The sequence below is a fragment of the Streptomyces sp. NPDC091376 genome (genome assembly GCF_044757085.1).
Taxonomy (GTDB): domain Bacteria; phylum Actinomycetota; class Actinomycetes; order Streptomycetales; family Streptomycetaceae; genus Streptomyces; species Streptomyces pratisoli.
Window position 1 is genome coordinate 1 of the sequence record NZ_JBIVUF010000008.1, and the last position, 16,122, is coordinate 16,122.

Genomic DNA, 16,122 nt, shown 5'->3' on the forward strand with positions numbered 1-16,122 from the left:
CCTTGCCCGCGTCCGTACCGGCCCACAGCTTCGGGCACGGCCACCTCCGAAGTCGTTGCCTGTATTAGCCCCAGCAGACGACTTCGCCAGCATGTCCTTACCGAGCGATCCTGTCGCGCGCATCCCCATGAGTGGTCGAGTCGTCGCGGGATGCCAGGCGGCCAATCGTTTGAAGCCACCACCGGGCTGGAGACACGCAGCCACACCCAGCACCCCTGGGCCTTCCGATCCTACGAGTGACCGGAATCAACCCAGCAACAACGTAAGGAGACACGACCCGCACCGGGGTCGCTACTTCAAACCCCAACGCCTGCATGCAGACAAGGCCTACGACATACCTGAACTGCGAAAATGGTTACGCGGAAAACGCATCGCCGTGCGGATCGCCCGCAAGGGCATCGAGTCCAGCGAACGAGTCGGCCGCCGCAGGTGAGTGATCGAACGGCCAATGTCCTGGCTGACCGGCTACCGCAGACTCAACCACCGCTACGAACGCCACCCCGTAACTACCTGGCCTTCCTTGGCCTCGCCGCCGCCCTCTGCTGCTATAACCGCCTCATCCGCCTCACCACATAGGACACAGTTTTACTGATTTACAGGAGATTGTCCTTCGCATTGAATCTGAGATCATAGCTGTGGAAGCCGCAAGCGTTTGTCGAGCAACCAGTTCGTGACGTGGTCCGCCGGCAGCGCGGGCGAGACGACCCAACCTTGGACCACATCCGCCCCCATGTCCCGTAGTCGCTCCCAAGTCTGCGCGTCCTCCACCCCCTCTGCGACAGTTGTCAGCCCGAGTGCGTGGGCGAGGTCGATGGACCACTGAACCAAGGCCGCGTCACGCGGGTTGGTCGTCAACCCGGCGATGAACGAGCGATCGATCTTCATCTCGTCCACGGGGAGGTCGCGTAGTCGAGAGAGCGAGGAGTGCCCGGTGCCGAAGTCGTCGAGTGACACCCTCACCCCGAGTCGTCGCAACCCGGCGAGGGATTGGGCAGCTTGCCGGCAATTGTCGATCAGAGTGTTCTCGGTAATTTCCAGGCGCAGCGAGTTTGCCGGGACCTGGTGGAGCGTCAGGCTGTTCGAGACGCGTCGAGCGAAGCCAGGACTCATCACATCCCGAGGGGAGATGTTGACCGCCACTGGTACGTCAATTCCCAGGGCTCGCCACCGCGCCGATTGTTCGATGGCGACATCGAGCAAATATTCTGTCAAGCGGGGCATCAGCCAGCTGGCCTCCGCCACCGCGATGAACTCATCCGGGGGGACGAATCCCTGGCCGCCTCTGTTCCAGCGCACCAGCGCCTCTAAGCCGACGGTCAGCCCTTCGAATGTGACCTGAGGCTGATAGTGCAGGTGCACATCACCGCTCGCGAGAGCGTGCCAGAGGTCAGCCAGGAGTCTGCTTCGGTCGGTCTTCCCGAGATCCCGTGTCGCGTCCCACAGCTGCGTCCTCTGGTTGTCTCTGCGGGCATCACGCACCGCCGCCTGGGCGCCGCGGTACAAAGCATCGGTGCTCTGGATGCCATCCCGCTGGACACAGATCCCGGCGGTGGCCTCCAGAATGAGGCGCCGCCCGTCGATCTGGACGGGTTTGGCGAGTTCGGACAACAGTAGTTGAGCGAGTTCCACCAAGGACGCGGGTATCTCGGGCTCGGTCAGCAGGAGCGCGAAATCGGAATTTCCGGTCCGGGTCAGGATTCCCCGTGGGCGCTCACGGCGCCGCGCCACCTCAAGGCGGCTGGCGCTTAGTGACATGAATCGGTTCGCGAGGTTCGGTCCCAGTGTGTTGCTAATCGAATGGAAGTGGTCGATGCCGAGCCAAACCAGCGCATAATCCGCCCCCTTCGGGGACGGGTTCATTCGACGGGCTTGCCCCACCTGCCCGGACTCGATCGTCCGCCCTGGGTTCACGTGAATCTATCCCCACTGCCGGATCGGCCATCAATAAGAACAGCGACATCAGAATTCATGAGACCACACCAATCATGCGGGTAAGATATATCTGGGATGGGACCACATTAAGTCTCGAAAAGCGCGAAGGATGAGCACCGGATACGCAAACTTTCGGGCAGTGCGAGATGACCGATGTCCAGCGTTCGCGGGTGCCTGTCGCAGGGATTCGCTCGAGTCGAGCGATAGGCGGCGACGAGCCGCGCGAACTCGGCGCTTTGGGTCGTGGCCAGTCGGGACGGCGTCTTCGAAGTGCAGTGGCTGCGACAGTCGAGCAGCAGGGGATCTTCGCCGACGTCGAGATGCCCGCTGAGCGCCGCAACTTCGCCGACCGCCAGGCCCCGCCCCGGTCGGACACCTGTGCGGCTGGGTAGCAGATGTGACCTCAGAATGGCCCGATGAGTCATTCTCGCTATCCCGCAGCGGGATACCCTGACAACGTCGCGATCAGACGGCCAAGTAGTCCCGATTCGAGATCCACGTACGCGACCGGCCGAGTCGCAAAGTTCCTCGTCGACTCCAAGAGTGATAATGGAAGTGCCTATGGGGAATCACCGCAGGGCAAAATATGCGATCGTCGGTGCGACCCTCGCTGCCGCTATCGGATGCGCGGCCGGCCCCGCGCTTGCCGCGTCGCCCGTTTCGCCCCTTAATGCTAAGGCCAATCAGCATGCTTTCTGGCCGGCGACAAGGGCGCCACCGCGTATGTCGAAAAAGGACGGAAAGATGCTGAGTGAGCGCTTCGCTCTCAATACTTACTACGGCGAACGGAGCCGCTCCGACGCCTGGATCCGGACCGGCCACGGATGGGCTCGGACCAATGACCGCGACCTCGACGGCGGGATCAGCGGCTCCGCAATCTCCCACAGCCCGTCCGGAACAATCCAACTCCACGTACCCCGACCCATGAACAGCCCAACGAGCACCACATGGGACACGGTCTTAGGAACCCTGGGCAGCCGCCGACCGTAGTCGGCGGAACTCCTCCGCCATGGCCGGGAGCGTCCAGTGGGCATTCAGTCCGCTGGGATTGGGCAGAGCCCAGATCCGGGTGTCGCCGATCATCCGGTCCTGCGGACCGATACGCGCCTTGCGGTCACCGAAAGCCGTCCGGTACGCCGTCACCCCGGCAACCGCCAGCCAGCGGGGCCTGAAGCGCTCCACCTTCTCGGTGAGGAGCCGGCCGCCTTCGCGGAACTCCTCGTCGCTCAGCTCATCCGCCCGTGCGGTCGCCCGGGCTGCGACATTGGTGATGCCGAGCCCGCAGGCAAGCAGCTCCTCCTGCTCTGACGGCTTCAACTGCCGGGCGGTGAAGCCCGACAGATGCAGCGCCGGCCAGAAGCGGTTGCCCGGACGGGCGAAGTGATGGCCCGTCGCAGCCGTCATCAGGCCGGGATTGATGCCGCAGAACAGGACGGAGAGCCCGTCCGCGATCACATCGGGGACCAGGCGATCGCGGGCGGCCTCCAGCTCGGCGGGAGTGATCCGGGGCATACGAGCGGACCGCGTCAGAGGATCGAACCCGGCGTGTACGCGGCGGCCTCCGGGTGCTGCTTGGCGATCTCCTCGATGCGGGAGACCACCGAGGCGACCTGGTCGCCCGCCGCGCCGGTGAACGACAGCTTGTCCGCCATCAGCGCGTCGAGCTGGTCGCGGTCCAGCGGGATGCGGTCGTCGGCGGCGAGCTTGTCGAGAAGCTCGTTGCGCTCCGCACCCTGCTCGCGCATGGCGAGGGCCGAGGCGACCGCGTTCTCCTTGATCGCCTCGTGAGCGAGCTCACGGCCGACGCCGGCGCGCACGGCACCCATCAGGACCTTGGTGGTGGCCAGGAACGGGAGGTACCGGTCCAGCTCGCGGGCCACGACAGCGGGGAACGCGCCGAACTCGTCGAGCACGGTCAGGAAGGTCTCCAGCAGACCGTCGAAGGCGAAGAACGCGTCCGGGAGGGCGACCCGGCGCACGACCGAGCAGGAGACGTCACCCTCGTTCCACTGGTCGCCCGCCAGCTCGCCCGTCATGGAGGCATAGCCGCGAAGGATCACCATGAGGCCGTTGACGCGCTCGCAGGAGCGGGTGTTCATCTTGTGCGGCATGGCGGACGAGCCGACCTGGCCGGGCTTGAAGCCCTCGGTGACCAGCTCATGGCCGGCCATCAGCCGGATCGTCTTCGCCATCGAGGACGGCGCGGCGGCGAGCTGGACCAGCGCCGTGACGACGTCGTAGTCCAGCGAGCGCGGATAGACCTGACCGACGGAGGTGAAGGCGTGAGAGAAGCCCAGGTGGCCCGCGATGCGCTGCTCCAGTTCCGCGAGCTTCGACGCGTCCCCGCCCAGCAGGTCCAGCATGTCCTGGGCGGTGCCCACCGGACCCTTGATGCCCCGCAGCGGGTAGCGGCCGAGCAGCTCCTCCAGCCTGCCGTACGCGACCAGCAGCTCGTCCGCGGTGGTCGCGAACCGCTTGCCGAGCGTCGTGGCCTGCGCCGCGACGTTGTGGGAGCGGCCTGCCATCACCAGCTCCGCGTACTCCCCGGACAGCTTCCCGAGCCGCGCCAGCACGGCGACCGTACGGTCACGCACCAGCTCCAGCGAGAGCCGGATCTGCAGCTGCTCGACGTTCTCGGTGAGGTCGCGGGAGGTCATGCCCTTGTGTACGTGCTCGTGACCGGCGAGCGCGTTGAACTCCTCGATACGCGCCTTCACATCGTGCCGGGTGACCTTCTCGCGGTCCGCGATGGAGGCCAGGTCGACCTGGTCCAGCACCCGCTCGTAGTCCGCGAGGGCGGCGTCCGGCACCTCGATCCCGAGGTCCTTCTGTGCGCGCAGCACGGCCAGCCAGAGCTGACGCTCCAGCTTCACCTTCTGCTCGGGGGACCACAGGACGGCGAGCTCCGCGGAGGCGTAGCGGCCGGCCAGGACGTTGGGGATGCGAGGCTTTGCAATCACGTGTACGGAGTTTACCCGCCGTCCACAGCGGCTCGTGAACGTCCGCACACTCCATGGAGCACCAGGTCAGGGGCTGCCCGCGCGTTCGATCGCAGCGAGTCCGTGAGACGGATGTGACACGGATGGGCGAGTCCGTGAGACGGATGTGAGACGGATGAGAGACGCGGTGAGATGGGCGGCGGCCCGGAGCCGGTGGGATGCGACCGGCTCCGGGCCCTGATCGGAACCCATTCGATCAAGGATTCCCGATCATGCGAGTCCGTATGGAGCTGAGTGCGGAAACCCGCGTCCTTCTCGTCCAGCTCGCCAGGCGACTGGGCCGGCTGGACCCCGGACGGTGGCTGACCGCGTTCACCCGTGACTCACTGGCCCACGTGCTCGCCGAAGGCATGCACGACATCGGCGAGGCCCCTCGCAACGCCGAAGGCGCGCTGCTCGCAGCCTGCCCGCCCATCCCCGACGGGCACACTCGGCCTCAGGGGCTGTGCGCAGCGCCCTCGCCATCGACGCCGGGAAGCGGCCACGCCGGTTCCGGTGCTGGTGCCGGCACCCCTCGGCGGACGACCGTAGTCAGGTCATTGCGGCGCTGAGGGCCGGCGTCAGGCGGACAAGGGCCTGGCATTCGGCCGGCAGTGGCGGCCCGCTATGCGCAGCGGGAGCTTCCGCTTCCCTGAGCAGCTCGACCAGCGACGTCCGGGCGCGAGCCACCCGGGAGCGGACGGTGCCGACAGGGCAGTTGATGGCGGCGGCTGCTTCGGCGTAGGGCAGGCCCAGAAGTTGGGTGAGCACGAAGGCTTCGCGGCGCTCGGAGGGGATCAGGGCCAGGAGCTCGGCGAGCGCGATCCCGTCCTCGAAACCGGGCAGCCCCCGGGGTTGTGTGCGTTCGGCGGCGGACTGCCAGTCCTCCAGGTCCGACACCCTTGGCCGGGCCGCGGTGTGGCGGAGGTTGTCCACGACGGTGCGTCGGGCGATGGAGAGCAGCCAGGTGCGGGCGGAGGAGCGGCCTTCGAAACGGTGGAGGCTGCCGAGTGCGCGCAGGAACGTTTCCTGGGTGAGGTCGTCAGCGGCTTGGGGATCGGCGCTGAGGTAGGCGACGTAGCGCCAGACGTCGCGGTGTATGGCACGGACGAAACGATCGACGGTGCCGGGGTCTCCGTCGCGTGCGGCGAGTGCCAGTTCGGTGACCGTTTCATCGGCGCCGTGCGTGCGGCGTGGCGGGGTCTCGTCGGCGTGCGTGGGGTGTGGGGGCAGGGCAGGAGTCATCGCTTGATGTCCTTCTGAATCCGGGATCCGGGCGCGCGTCGGCAGCGGCCGGTGTGCGGTGGTACGGCCTCTCGAAGAAGGGGCCGATGCCCGAGGCGCGCGAGAGTGCGCGCGGTCGGGGAGCCGGCTGTCAGATGACAGCTGTCCCGGGGGGCGGACCTCGCATGGTGATGGCGTGTACGAGGAGCAGGCGTCGCAGGGCGCAGGCCCGTCGGGCCCGGCGGGCGCGGATGCGGGGCCGGTGCGGTGGCGGCGCGAGGCGGAGGGGAAGACGCAGCGGTGCGATCAGCCAGGCCGCGAATGAGCGCAGGACGCGGAAGGCGGCCTGCTCTCCGTGCGCGAGCCAGAGGCCGCACAGGAGCGCGGCGAGGAGGTGGGCGGACAGCATCCCAGCCGGGGACATTCCGCCCATGTCGTGGCCGACGGGCATCACCGAGTTGACGGCGTCGGCGGCGTTGTCGGCCATGCCCTGCATGGCGTGGTGTGCATGCTCCGGTCCGACCGGACTCGTCATCGTCGACGAGCCTTCCGGCACCGGGTGCAGGTGCCCGCTGTGGACCGTTCCGGCCACGCTCGGCAACTCGGACACGGACACGGACACGGACACGGACTCGGACTGGGGCGAAGGGCCCGACTCAATGGCTCCGGACAACAGGTACCGGACCCACTGGCGGGCGAGCGAACCATGGTCGGACACAGAGGGATGCACTGCCGCCTGGGCGAGTGAGAAGCCCGAGTGCATGACCGCCTGGGCCGCGACGGCCGCTGACGTCACGACGAGGACGCCGCGTTCCCGGGCGGCTAAGCGCCAGGCGATCGCGGTCGTGGCGCCGAACGCCGCCGCCACGGCCCACCAGGGGACACCCCTGTCCGACATGAGCAGGTGGCCGAGGGCTGCGAGCAGCACGCAGGTGGCTGCGAACATCGCAGCCCGTACCGCGCGGCAACATCGGCCTGGAGTCATGGCGGGCACATCCTCGCATCCCTCTCGTGGCCGACACAGGTGGGTACGCAGGGTTTCGATGCCCCATCTCAACAACTCCTATGTGGCGCACGGCACAGAAGTTGTGGGGAACTCCAGAGCCGGCTCGGCCGACTCCTGGCGTGACGTGGAGATTCTCAACCGGGCCGAACGGAGTGATGGTTGAGCGAGGACAGGGTGACTGAGAAGGCACCGACAGGGGGATCGAGAGGAGGGCTGACGGCGCTGCTCACATGTGCCATGGCCTTCTCGATGCTGCAACTCTTCCTGCTCGGCGCGCTCGGCCCTCGCCTGGTGGACGACCTGGGCATCTCCGCCACGCTGCTGGGGCTGACGACCACGATCGGGTTCGGTACGGCGGCTGTTCTGTCGCCTTCGAGCGGCCGGATCGTGGACCGGGTCGGCCCGAGGCGTGCGCTCGTCACGCTCTTGCTCGTCTCCGCCGTCGCTCTGGTGCTCATCGGCGCGGCGCCGGGCGCCGGGATCCTCCTCGCTGCGGTCGCCGTGGGCGGACTGCCGCAGGCGCTGGCCAATCCGGCGACGAACAAGGCGATTCTTGCCACTGTTCCGCCGGCCGGGCGGGGCTCGGTGACCGGGATGAAGCAGTCGGGTGTGCAACTGGGTGCTTTCGCGGCAGGGCTGCCCCTCACGGCGCTGGCCGCCTGGGCCGGGTGGCGCGGGGCGGTATGGACGGCCGCGGGCGCGGCAGTCGTGGCTGCTCTCTGGGCGCTCCGCGTGCTGCCGGCCGATCCTCCCGCGAAGCCGACGGCACCGCGCACGTCCCTGTTTCCGCGTGGAGCCATCGCGTGGCTCGCGGGGTTCTCTCTGCTGCTGGGGTGTGGAATCGCCTCGGTCAACACCTACCTGGCCTTGTTCGGGGTCCGGGAACTGGGGATGGGGCCCACGGCCGCCGGTGCCCTGGTCGCGGTGCTGGGTGTTGCCGGGATCGCAGGCCGGGTGGGCTGGTCGAAGGCCGCCACGCCGGGTCGGGCCGAGTGGCTGCCGAGCCGGCTGGCCGCAGGGGCTGTCCTGGCGGCGTTGCTGCTGGCGGGTGCGCTGTTTGCGCATCAGCTGGTCTGGGCGGCTGCTGTGGCGGTGGGCGTGTTCGCCGTGTCCGGGAACGCGGTCTCGATGGTGCTGGTGATGCAGCGCGCCGCCCCTGGACGGGCGGGGCAGGACTCGGCACTCGTTTCGGCCGGATTCTTCGCCGGGTTCGCCGTGGGGCCGCCCGTGTTCGGGTTGCTCGCTGAGGCGGGCCGCTACGGGCCCGGATGGCTGCTCGTCGCTGCGGAGTTCGCCGCCGCCGGCATCGTGGCGTACGCGTGGGCCCGGCGCGAGCGGCGCAAGAGCGCGGTTGCGGCATGACCGCCGCCGGAGAGTGGGCCGATCGCGCGCTTGCGGACGTTCTGGAGCGGGTGGCGGTCACTGCGTCGCAAGTCGGGGAGCGCTTCCCGCTGTTCGCCGATCCGGACAGCGGACGCTGGACGACGACCCGGCGCGGTACGTGGACCGGCGGGTTCTGGGCCGGGTTGCTGTGGCTGAGGGCCCACTGCACCGCCCATGGGGCGGACCGTGCCCTGGCTTCGGCGTGCACGGGGCGGCTGGCGGACTGGGTGGACGCCGACACCGCCACCCGCGGGCTGATCTTCTGGTACGGAACCGCGCTTGCGGACGGAGCCGGCGAGGCCGCGGCGGCCGCCGCGCTCCGCAACAAGGCAGCCCGCGCCTGCCTGTCCGCGGTGGAGCCCGAACTCGGCCTGGTGCCCTGGGGGTCGGCGTTCGCAGGCGAGCGGCTGCTGGCCCGGGTGGACGGCGTACCCGGCATGGTGCCGCTTCTCACCGAAGCGGGCCCGGAAGGTGCGACGGCCGCCGCCGCCCACCTGCATCGCCATCTCGAACTCTGCCTCGGTGACGGCGCTCTCGTCCCGTCGTGGCGCTTCGACACGGACACCGGCTGGCACGCGTGCGACGATCCGCCCTCCGGCTGGAGCCGCGGACGGGCGTGGCTGCTGCTGGCAGTGGCCGACGCGCTGCTCCGTCCCGGCGTCGTGGCGGGGAACACGACCCGTCTGGAGCGCGCAGCGGCGCAGCTGGCCTCCGTTCAGGAAGAACCGTACGGACGCCTTGTCCCCCTGGCCGATGAGACGCGGCCCGACGGCCCGCTGGACACCTCGGCCGCCGCGATCACGTCAGTCGCGCTCATGAAGCTCGCCCGCATCCCCGGGCCGCGATCGGCGGAGTACTCCCGTCGCGCCGACGCGATCCTGGAGCTTCTCGTCAGCGCGCACCTCACCGGACCCGGTGAGAGGCGTCCCGCCGGGATGCTGCTGGACGGCTGCTACGACGCGGCACGAGGCACCGCCACCTGCCACGAGCTGGTGTGGGGCGACTTCTTCCTCGCACTCGCGCTCGCCGCGCACACCGGCATCGTCGACCTCCGGTGCGTGTAGCAACGGCGCCGTAGGTCTAGGCGTGGTGGCCGCGCAGGACCCGTCGTGCGACGGACGTGATGTGCAGCTCGTCCGGGCCGTCGAGGATCCGGGCGGCCCGACCGGTACGCAGGAGCGCCGGCAGCGGCGTGTCCGGGCCCAGCCCGGCGGCGCCGTGGACCTGGACGGCCGCGTCGGCCACGTGGTGCAGCATGCGGGCCGCGGCGACCTTGGCCAGGCCCACTTCGACATGCGCGTCCAGTCCGGCCGCGATCCGTGCCACAGCTTCGTGCACGAGGGGGCGCGTGGTGCGGATGGCGAGCAGCGACTCGAAGACGTGCTGCTGGACCAGTTGCCGGCCGGCGAGCGGGCCATGGGATCCGGTACGGACGTTGGCGCGTTCACACATGAGGTCGAAGGCCCGTTGTGCCTGGCCGAGCCAGCGCAGACAGCGCAGGATGCGGCCGAGTTGAAGCCGCTCGCCTGCGATGGCGACGGCCGTACCGCGCTCGCCGAGCAGATGGTCGCCCGGGACGGTGACGTGGTCCAGGTCGATCTCCCACTGCCCGCCCGCACCGAGCACGGGCAGTTCTCGGACCACGCGAAATCCGGGACAGTCGGTGGGGACGAGGAAGAGGGAGAGTCCTGCGCGGTCGGATGGCTCTCCGTCGGTGCGGGCGAGGACGGTCACCAGGTCGGCCTCGCCGGCCCCGGAGGTGAACCATTTGCGGCCGGTGACGGTCCAGTTCCCGTCCGTCGACCGCACCGCACGGGCGCCGGTCATGAACGGGTCGGTGCCGGGAACGTCCGGTTCGGTCATTGCATAGCAGGTGCGGAGGCCACCTGCGGTCAGCGCCTTGAGGTACTGCTCGCGTACGCGGGGGCTGCCATGGCGTTCCAGCATGAGGACGTCCAGCAGGGGAGCGGAGCCCAGGGCGGCAGGACCGTGGTCGCTCGCGCCCTCGACCTCCGCCAACCGGGAGTACTGGAGGAGAGGAATCCCCTGGCCACCCAGTTCGACGGGCAGTGGAAGGGCCCACAGCCCCGCCCTCCTGGCCTGGTCCTGCAGATCGCCCAGGGCGGCTGCGGCGGCGGGGCCACCTGCGTCCAGTACGGGCTCGCACGGCATGACCCGGGCACGTACAAAGGCCGCCACCCGAGTCTTCACGTCCGCGATGTCGTCCGTGCCTTCATCGGGAGCGGACGTCACATCGCCTCGACTCTCCATCGCTCTTCTCCGCTCTGCCGGGAACCCGTACGAACGACAGTCCGACTGTCTCTCCGTGGAACTGGTCGGGCGCACGCCCGTCCGGGTTCCCGCGTTCCGCGTATTCCCCGCTCGGCCACCGCCGCGCAAGGAGAGGAGAGGCATGGCGTCACCAGCCACCACGCAGACGGTCCGGCCGCTCGACGGACTTCGGCTCGGCGCCTCCGGACCGCCGGAATCGGCCGGGCTCGTGGCTCGGCACCTGCGGCTTCTGGGAGCAGCCGGCAAGGAGCTGGAGCCGGCCCCGTCGGAGCAAGGCCGCGCCGCCCGCATCACGCTGAGCGGAGGCGACTTCTCCGAGGGGGAAGCGCGAGTGACCTGGGCGGACGACGCCGTCAGCGGGATCACCGACGAGACCACCGCACAGGCCGCCACTGGCATCATGGCCGTCCACGGTCGGCGCGACGGAGAGCCGCGCGGCCTGGCCGCCGACTACGCCGCCACGGCAACAGCCGTTCTGACCGTTCAGGGACTCCTCGCCGGGCTGCTAGGCCAGGCCCGCGGAGGCCCGGCGGCACGCGTGGCCACGAGCGCGGAACGGGCCGGGCTGCTGACCGTCTCCCAGTACCTCGCCGCGAGCGGAGCCGACGAAGGCGAGGCTGCCGAACTCGCGCCCGGCGGACCGCCGTTCACCGCAGGCGACGGCACCCTCTTCGAGCTGGAGACACTGGACGCCGGAGCCTGGGCCGCGTTCTGGCGCGCCCTGGACGCGCCGGCCGACGCCGTACGGGCCGGGTGGCGCCCCTTCCAGTTCCGGTACGCCACGGCCTGCGCCCCCTTCCCGCAGGCGCTGCACGCCACCACGCTCGCCCACACGTGGTCGCGGATACTCCGAGCGGCGTCGCAATCCGGTGCGCAGGTGTGCCCGCTGCACACCCTGTCCGCACGCGCCGCCGAGCACGACGGAGCCGCCCCCTGGTCGCTCACCCTCTGTGGAACGGGGCACCGGCGCCCAGTAGTCGCCCCTGCCGCGACCGGGCCGCTGTCCGGACTGACCGTGCTGGAGGCGGGCCGTCGTATCCAGGCACCGCTCGCCGCCCATCTGCTGGGGCTGCTGGGTGCTGAGGTGATCAGGATCGAGCCTCCCGGCGGTGATCCGCTGCGCGGGATGCCACCCGCCTGCTCAGGCGTCTCCGCACGCTGGCTCGCTCTGAACCGGGGCAAGAAGGCGGTCGAGGTGGACATCAAGGCGGAGTCCGACCGGCGTCGGCTGAGGGAGATGGCGGCACACGCCGATGTGTTCCTGCACAACTGGGCCCCGGGCAAGGCGGCCCAGCTCGGCCTCGACGCGGACGACCTGGCCGCCGTCAACCCCGCGCTCGTCTACGCCTACACCAGCGGCTGGGCCGGTCGGCTCCCCGGGGCGCCGATGGGGACGGACTTCATGGTGCAGGCCCGCACCGGAGTCGGCGCAGCCGTCCGACCGGCGGACGAGACTCCCGCCCCGTCCCTGATGACGCTGCTCGACGTCCTGGGCGGCCTCCTCGGCACCGAGGCCGTCCTCGCCGGACTGCTGCTGCGCGAGCGCACCGGCCGGGGCGTCCGCGTCGACTCCTCCCTGCTGGGTGCGGCCGATCTCCTCACGGCACCCGCGCTGCACCGCGTTGCCACGGGCGGCGACGCGCGGCGACCGGCCGGATTCCGCCGCCCTCTGCGCACGGCGGACGGCTGGATCGCCCCCACCGACCCCTGCGCGGTCGCGGCCCGTGCGTACGACGTGCGCCAGATGTCCACCGGCGAGGCGCTCACGCTGCTCCGCGAACACGGCCTCGCCGCCACCGCCGTCACCACGGACCTGGCCGACCTCCAGCACGATCCGCGCTTCGCCGGCTCGATCAGCCGAGACGCGCATGGTGCCTTCGCCGTTCCCGACCCCTGGAGCTTCATGTGACCGTGGCCCTGCACGACCTCCTGCCCGCCGGCCTCCGCCGTTCCTGGGCGATCGACGGCACCTGCCCCGACCTCGACCTCTACAGCCTCTTTCGCGCCCGGCAGATCGCGGACCTGCACCGCACCGCCGTCCTCGACGCCAAGGGGAAGCTCTGTTACACCGCACTCGACCGGAAGGTGCGATGTCTGGCCACCGGCCTCAGAGACCTCGGCATAGGCCCGGGCGACGTGGTCGGCGTCCAACTCCCCAACAACCGCAACGCCGTCATCGCCGACCTCGCCCTGGCCGCACTCGGCGCCGTGGCGCTGCCCTTCCCCGTAGGCCGCGGCATCCTGGAAGCCGAATGCCTGCTGCGCCGGGCAGAAGCCGTCGCCGTCGTCGCTTCCGTCGAGCACCGCGGCAACCACCATGCCGCCGACCTCCTCGCCCTGGCTCCGTCCCTGCCCGCCCTCCGCCACGTCATCGCGGGAGGCCCCGGCAGCGTCCCAGAAGGAGCGATTCCCCTCTCCCGGTTGCTGCGCTCGGACCCGAGCGCCTTCGTCCCGGCACGCCCCGACCCGGACAGCGCGGCCCGCATCCTCGTCTCCTCCGGATCCGAGGCCGAGCCGAAGATGGTCGCCTACTCCCACAACGCCCTGGCCGGTGGCCGGGGCAACTTCCTCGCCTCGCTCATGCCCGACAGGACCCCGCCGCGCTGCCTGTTCCTGGTGCCACTCGCCTCGGCCTTCGGTTCGAACGGCACCGCCGTCACCCTCGCCCGGCACGGTGGAACACTCGTCCTCCTCGACCACTTCACCCCCGAGGCCGCACTCGCCGCGATGCGGGAGCACGAGCCCACGCACATCCTCGGCGTGCCCACGATGGTGCGCATGATGCTCGACCGGCTCGACGGCAAGTTCGACGCCTCCGGACTCGACGCCTCCGGACTCGACGCCTCCGGACCTGACGCCTCCGGACTCGACGCCTCCGGTGGGAGACTGCCTGCACCCACGGCGCTGGTCCTCGGCGGCTCCGCCCTCGACGAGGCCACGGCCGAGCAGGCCGCCCGCGCGTTCGGCTGCCCGGTCGTCAACCTCTACGGATCGGCCGACGGCGTCAACTGCCACACCGGGCTGGACAGCGACACCCCGGCGGCGGACGGCCATGGTGTCGTCGCGGGACGCCCGGACCCGCGCGTCGCCGACATCCGTATCGCCCACCCCGCCACCCACGAACAGCTGCCGGACGGAGCGATCGGGGAGATCATCGCGCTCGGCCCGATGACACCGTTGTGCTACGTCGCTTCGCCGGACCTCGACGCCCGCTACAGGACTCCCGAAGGCTGGGTACGCACCGGCGACCTCGGATACCTCGACAGCGACGGCACACTGCACATCGTGGGGCGCCTCAAAGACGTCGTCATCCGCGGCGGCGCCAACATCAGTCCCGCGGAGGTCGAGCGGGAACTGGTCACCCATCCCCTCATACGCGACGTGGTCTGCGTCGGCGTACCGGACGAGGTGATGGGCGAGCGGCTCGCGGCCTGCGTCGTAGCGCGCACCGCCGACGCGCCGACGCTCGAGTCGCTGTGCGCGCACCTGGCGGAGCGGGGACTAGAGCAGCGCAAGCATCCGGAGCGCCTCCTGGTGGTCGCGGAGCTGCCACTGACCCCGGCGGGCAAACCCGACCGGGCAGGACTGCGCCTACGGCTGACCGACGACTCCGCGCCGCCGGAAAGCCGGCGGACGGCAGCTGCCCTGGCCGAGGCAAGCTGACGCGAGGTCCGGAGGGCAGGGCCTGCCCTGCCCTCCGGACCTCACTGCTCGTTATGCGGCCCGGCCTCGCCGGACCAGACCGGCCACCACGTCCACGACGAAGAAGGCAGCCAGCGTCACGCCGAAGACCGGCAGCGCCCAGCCGAGAGCGGCGACCGCCGGAACGCCCAGGACGAGCACGGGCAGCGGCAGCCCCCGCCAGGTTCCACGGGCCGGTGCCTTGCCGACCACCGCCGTGCGGTCGTCGCGGGTCGGGCGGCGCTGCCACCACATGCGGTAGCCCCAGACGGTCACGGCGATGAGGCCGATCGCGATCACGGCCAGGACGATCTGGTTGACGATCCCGAACAGGATCCCCATGTGCCCCTGCACACCGAGCTTGCTGAGCTTGGCCGGCAGCGGGTAGTCCGCCCACCGGCTGTGGGCGGTGATCTCGCCCTTCTCGGTGTCCACGGCAACCTGGTCGTAGTGCACGGGCCAGACGTTGTCGCCCTGCGCCACGACCCACGTACTCGCGTCGTCGGCGGGAGGCGTCACCTCCACCGTTCCGCCGAGACCGGCGCCCCGGGCCGCGGCGAGGGCCGCGTCGAAACCGGCCGGATCCGCGGAAGCGGGCTCATGAGCGGCGCCGTGCCCGGCGTGCTCCCCACCCTCACCCTCCGCCGGCGGCTCCGCGCCGGGAAGCGTCGTGTCCAGCGCGGGCGCGTGGGCCTCGGCCGCGTCCAGCAACTGCCCGAACCGCTCGCCCGCATAGTGCGACCAGGTCAGGCCGGTGGCGCTCAGGAAGAACAGACCGAGTGCCAGCCACACACCCGTGGCCGCGTGCCAGCTGCGGGTGCGGCGTACGCCCCGGGCGGAGCGGTCGGGAAGCAGAACGCCCCGCGCGGACTTGGCCCGCTGTCCACGGCTGCGTCCGAGCCAGAGCACGAGACCGCCCGCGACGATCACCCAGAGCCAGCTCGCGGCGACCTCCGAGTAGAGACGGCCGGTCTCGCCCAGGTGCAGATTGCGGTGGAGGTCGTCGAGCCACGTGGTGAGCGGCGTCGAGCCGTACCAGGTGGTCAGCTCGCCCCGTACCTCGGCCGTGTACGGGTCGACGAACACGGTGCGCTGCTTGTCACCGAGCTCCGGCAGGGACAGCACCACGCGCGTGGTGTCCTCGGGACCGGGCGGGGTGACGACGGAGGCCAGGGTGCCCTCCGGGTGGGCGGACCGGGCGGCCGCTATCTGCGCCGCGAGCGGACGCGGCGCCTCGCCCACCTTCTCGACGCGCAGTTGGTCGCCGTAGACCAGCTGGTCCAGCTGCGGCGTGAAGGTGTAGGCCAGCCCGGTCAGGGCGGCCACCATCAGGAAGGGCGCGACGAACACGCCGGCATAGAAGTGGAGCCGTACGAGCAGGGCCCGTACGCCCTGCCAGGACCGGCCGTTCCCGGGGTCGGACGCGGGGGCCGGGGCGGGCTCGGCGACGGCGACCGCTGCCGGCGCGGCAGCGGAGGCGTCGGTAGGACCGTCGTCGTTCTGTGGTGGTTCTTCGGTTCTGGAAGACATGCGTGCTCCTCAGTGGGACGCGTCCGCAGGGTGAGCCGAGGACGTGGCGAAGCCGGTGAAGGACGTTCCGCCGGTGTGGCGGTGGGACGTGATCGC

At 70.3% G+C, this 16,122-nt stretch carries 11 protein-coding genes and 2 pseudogenes; 5 read left to right on the forward strand and 8 right to left on the reverse strand.

The window, feature by feature from the left end; all coding sequences use genetic code 11:
* Positions 1-268 precede the first annotated feature (268 nt).
* Positions 269-576, forward strand: a pseudogene (locus ACIQMR_RS18505) (transposase); the annotation flags it as partial.
* A 51-nt stretch (positions 577-627) separates the two neighbouring features.
* Here the strand turns inward: ACIQMR_RS18505 and ACIQMR_RS18510 are convergent.
* The 6 genes and pseudogenes from ACIQMR_RS18510 to ACIQMR_RS18535 all read right to left on the reverse strand — a co-directional run bounded on the left by ACIQMR_RS18510 (position 628) and on the right by ACIQMR_RS18535 (position 7,080).
* Positions 628-1,860 carry a putative bifunctional diguanylate cyclase/phosphodiesterase gene (locus ACIQMR_RS18510; RefSeq protein WP_401387928.1) on the reverse strand — a complete coding sequence of 411 codons (1,233 nt, stop codon included), beginning with the start codon at positions 1,858-1,860 and terminating at the stop codon, positions 628-630.
* A gap of 914 nt (positions 1,861-2,774) precedes the next feature.
* Positions 2,775-2,858: pseudogene (locus ACIQMR_RS18515) on the reverse strand (IS5/IS1182 family transposase); the annotation flags it as partial.
* Between the two features lie 34 nt (positions 2,859-2,892).
* Complete coding sequence (mug, locus tag ACIQMR_RS18520; RefSeq protein ID WP_401387931.1) at positions 2,893-3,444, reverse strand: G/U mismatch-specific DNA glycosylase; 552 nt, start codon at positions 3,442-3,444, stop codon at positions 2,893-2,895.
* Positions 3,445-3,458: 14 nt separating this feature from the next.
* Positions 3,459-4,892, reverse strand: a complete 1,434-nt coding sequence (gene purB, locus ACIQMR_RS18525) for an adenylosuccinate lyase (RefSeq protein ID WP_401387934.1) — start codon at positions 4,890-4,892, stop codon at positions 3,459-3,461.
* Between the two features lie 570 nt (positions 4,893-5,462).
* On the reverse strand, positions 5,463-6,155 hold the full coding sequence (locus tag ACIQMR_RS18530; protein WP_401387937.1) for a sigma-70 family RNA polymerase sigma factor: 693 nt from the start codon (positions 6,153-6,155) through the stop codon (positions 5,463-5,465).
* Between the two features lie 130 nt (positions 6,156-6,285).
* Positions 6,286-7,080 carry a hypothetical protein gene (locus ACIQMR_RS18535; protein ID WP_401387940.1) on the reverse strand — a complete coding sequence of 265 codons (795 nt, stop codon included), beginning with the start codon at positions 7,078-7,080 and terminating at the stop codon, positions 6,286-6,288.
* 297 nt (positions 7,081-7,377) lie between these two features.
* On the opposite strand from ACIQMR_RS18535, the gene ACIQMR_RS18540 reads away from it, so the two are divergent.
* Together ACIQMR_RS18540 and ACIQMR_RS18545 are read left to right on the forward strand one after the other, a co-directional pair.
* Complete coding sequence (locus tag ACIQMR_RS18540; protein ID WP_401387943.1) at positions 7,378-8,502, forward strand: MFS transporter; 1,125 nt, start codon at positions 7,378-7,380, stop codon at positions 8,500-8,502.
* Entirely contained in the window at positions 8,499-9,587 is a 1,089-nt protein-coding gene (locus tag ACIQMR_RS18545; RefSeq protein ID WP_401387946.1) for a sugar ABC transporter permease, read from the forward strand. The genes ACIQMR_RS18540 and ACIQMR_RS18545 overlap by 4 nt, the downstream gene beginning before the upstream one ends.
* 16 nt (positions 9,588-9,603) lie before the next feature.
* Here the strand turns inward: ACIQMR_RS18545 and ACIQMR_RS18550 are convergent, their stop codons facing one another.
* Entirely contained in the window at positions 9,604-10,794 is a 1,191-nt protein-coding gene (locus ACIQMR_RS18550; RefSeq protein WP_401387949.1) for an acyl-CoA dehydrogenase family protein, read from the reverse strand.
* Positions 10,795-10,936: 142 nt separating this feature from the next.
* Between ACIQMR_RS18550 and ACIQMR_RS18555 the strand changes: the two genes are divergently transcribed.
* Together ACIQMR_RS18555 and ACIQMR_RS18560 are read left to right on the forward strand one after the other, a co-directional pair.
* Entirely contained in the window at positions 10,937-12,724 is a 1,788-nt protein-coding gene (locus ACIQMR_RS18555; protein ID WP_401387952.1) for a CoA transferase, read from the forward strand.
* A complete protein-coding gene (locus ACIQMR_RS18560; protein ID WP_401387955.1) occupies positions 12,721-14,478 on the forward strand; it encodes a class I adenylate-forming enzyme family protein in 1,758 nt (585 codons plus the stop codon). The genes ACIQMR_RS18555 and ACIQMR_RS18560 overlap by 4 nt, the downstream gene beginning before the upstream one ends.
* A 51-nt stretch (positions 14,479-14,529) precedes the next feature.
* Here ACIQMR_RS18560 and ACIQMR_RS18565 read toward each other — a convergent pair whose 3' ends face one another.
* Positions 14,530-16,026: a PepSY-associated TM helix domain-containing protein gene (locus tag ACIQMR_RS18565; protein ID WP_401387958.1), complete on the reverse strand. Its 1,497-nt coding sequence runs from the start codon at positions 16,024-16,026 to the stop codon at positions 14,530-14,532.
* Between the last annotated feature and the right edge of the window lie 96 nt (positions 16,027-16,122).